This window comes from Kitasatospora sp. NPDC001225, assembly GCF_053597855.1.
Genome location: NZ_JBSFJC010000337.1, coordinates 1 through 2749 on the forward strand (window position 1 = coordinate 1; position 2749 = coordinate 2749).

The following is a 2749-nucleotide window of genomic DNA, read 5'->3' on the forward strand; positions in this document are numbered from 1 at the left end:
TTCCGATCTGCGCCCGAGGACCTCACGGCCCGGTTCCAGCACGGCCGGCCGGTCCTCGGCGCGGGCGAACGCCAGGACCGGCCGACGCGCCCGCCGGTCCACCCGGTCGCGGGCTCCGGAAGCAAGGCGGGATCCTGGTCCCGTCGGTCCAGGCACCGGCCGGAATCGACACCCTTGACGTCGGACGAGGAGCCGAGATGAACGCCTCGCGACCCGACTCGAAGAGCTGCCTGGTGACCGGCGCGAGCGGCTACATCGGCGGCCGCCTGGTGCCCGAACTGCTCGCGCGCGGGCACTCCGTGCGTTGCCTGGTGCGCGACCCCGACCGGCTGCGGGACCAGCCGTGGCGGGCCGACGTCGACGTCGTCCCCGGCGACGTGACCCGGCCCGAAACCCTCCCGGGGGCCCTCGACGGCGTCGACGCCGCCTACTACCTCGTCCACTCCCTCGGCACCGGACCCTCCTTCGAGAGCACCGACCGGGAAGCCGCGCGAGCCTTCGGGGCCGCCGCCGCGGCCGCCGGCGTCACCCGGATCGTCTACCTCGGCGGCCTGGTGCCCACCGCGGTGCCGGAAGCGGACCTGTCACCCCACCTGAGGTCCCGCGCCGAGGTCGGCCGGATCCTGCGCTCCAGCGGCGTCCCGACCGCCGAGCTGCGCGCCGCCGTGATCATCGGCTCCGGCAGCGCCTCCTTCGAAATGCTCCGCTACCTCACCGAACGCCTGCCCGCGATGGTCACCCCTCGCTGGGTGTCGACCCGTATCCAGCCGATCGCCGTCCGCGACGTCCTGGGCTACCTCGCCGCCGCCGCCGACCTGCCACCCGAGGTGAACCGCACCTTCGACATCGGCGGCCCCGACGTCCTCGACTACCAGCAGATGATGCGGCGCTACGCCTGCGCGGCCGGACTGCGCCGCCGCCTCATCGTCCCCGTGCCCGTCCTCACCCCCCGCCTCTCCAGCCACTGGGTCGGCCTGGTGACCCCGGTGCCGAACTCCATCGCCCGCCCCCTGGTCGAGTCCCTGCGCCACGAGGTCGTCTGCGGCGAGCACGACATCGCCGGGTGGATCCCGGACCCGCCGAACGGGCTGACCGGCTTCGACCAGGCGGTCACGCTCGCCCTGCGCCGCATCAAGGACGCCGACGTCGCCACCCGCTGGTCCTCCGCCTCCCTGCCCGGCGCCCCGAGCGACCCCCTGCCCACGGACCCCGACTGGGCCGGCGGCAGCCTCTACCAGGACATCCGGGAACGCACCGTCACCGCGTCGGTCGCCGCCGTCTGGCGGGTCATCGAAGGCATCGGCGGTGACAACGGCTGGTACTCCTTCCCCCTCGCCTGGGCCCTGCGCGGCTGGCTCGACCGCGCGGTCGGCGGCGTCGGACTGCGCCGTGGCCGCCGTGACCCGGCCCGGTTGCGGGTCGGGGACTCCCTCGACTTCTGGCGGGTGGAGGAGATCGAACCCGGTCGGCTGCTCCGCCTGAGGGCCGAGATGCGCCTACCAGGGCTTGCCTGGCTCGAACTCTCCGTCACACCCGAGGGCGAGCGCGGGGCGCGCTACCGGCAGCGGGCCCTGTTCCACCCGCACGGCCTGGCCGGACACGCCTACTGGTGGGCCATCGCCCCGTTCCACAGCGCCGTCTTCGGAGGCATGGCCCGCAACATCACGGAACGCGCCCTCCACGCCGATTGAACGGCTCTCCACCAGCCCGCGACCAGCCGCACGGCGGTCGAACCGGCCGGACGCCGGGACGCTGTAGGGGCCCCGGGCGGCAGGCGGCGGACGGGCGTCACATCCGGCGGACGCGCAGGACGCTGGTCAGCATTGGGAGGATGAACTCGCCGTCGCCGGTCTCCGGTCGGGCGGCGAGGTAGGTGCGGGTCGCCGCCAGGAGGGCCTCGCGTTCCTGCTCGGGCATGACCAGGACGCCGGCCTTGGTGGCGAGGGTCGAGACGAGGGAGTCGGCGGTGCGCCGCTGGCCGTGGGGGAACTCCGCCTGCTCGGGTGAGTCGAACCAGGCGTCGGCGCCGCCCGACGCGGGCAGGTGCATCCGGGCCGTCTCGGTGCGCCAGCTGCCGGGCACGTCGCGCGGGCCGATGGCGGCGGGGCCGGTGACCCTGGCGAGGCCGGCCACCCAGTCGACGCCGTCGTCGAAGACGTTCCACAGGCCGGCCAGGACGCCGCCGGGCGCGAGGACCCTGGCGATCTCGGGCCCCGCGGCGGCCATGTCGAACCAGTGCATGGCGTTGCCGGACACCACGGCGTCGACCGACCCGTCCGGTAGCGGGATCGCCTCGGCGCTCCCCTCCAGCGCGCGGACGTCCGGCAGTGTGCCGCGCAGTTCGGCCAGCATCGCCGGGTCGGGTTCGACCGCGACGACCTGGTGGCCCAGCGCGACCAGCGTGGCGGTGAGCTTGCCCGTTCCGGCGCCGAGGTCGAGCACCCGTGGGCCGGGCGCGGCTTCGAGCGCCCAGTGCACCGCGGCGTGCGCGTAGTCCGGGCGGTGCTCGGCGTAGGCGACCGCTGCCCGGCCGAACGACGAGCCATGCAGCCGTCGTTCGTCCTGCGCCGGCACCTGTCCGGTGGGCGCGTGGCCGCGGGTGTCGTCCCGGTGGTGCTCGGTGCTGTGGTCGGTCCCCGTCATCGTGGCTCCTCGTGGTCGGCGGGCTGTGCCGGGTGCACAGCGCGCGGGCGTCCGCCCGGGGTCGACCGGCCCCGGGGGCGCGAGCTATCGGTTCGATGTATCGGAT

2 protein-coding genes are annotated in these 2749 nt (G+C 74.9%); one reads left to right on the forward strand and one right to left on the reverse strand.

Annotated features, from left to right (window positions below):
- Positions 1 to 197 precede the first annotated feature (197 nt).
- Entirely contained in the window at positions 198 to 1691 is a 1494-nt protein-coding gene (locus ACWDCZ_RS40085; protein WP_449818560.1) for an SDR family oxidoreductase, read from the forward strand.
- Between the two features lie 97 nt (positions 1692 to 1788).
- Here the strand turns inward: ACWDCZ_RS40085 and ACWDCZ_RS40090 are convergent, their stop codons facing one another.
- Entirely contained in the window at positions 1789 to 2643 is an 855-nt protein-coding gene (locus tag ACWDCZ_RS40090; RefSeq protein WP_449818561.1) for a class I SAM-dependent methyltransferase, read from the reverse strand.
- Positions 2644 to 2749 lie beyond the last annotated feature (106 nt).

What these genes read in the sequence shown, in the direction of transcription:
- ACWDCZ_RS40085 (WP_449818560.1), top strand. Translation starts at nt 198, where the DNA reads ATGAACGCCTCGCGACCCGACTCGAAGAGCTGCCTGGTGACCGGCGCG.
- ACWDCZ_RS40090 (WP_449818561.1), bottom strand. Translation starts at nt 2,643, where the DNA reads ATGACGGGGACCGACCACAGCACCGAGCACCACCGGGACGACACCCGC.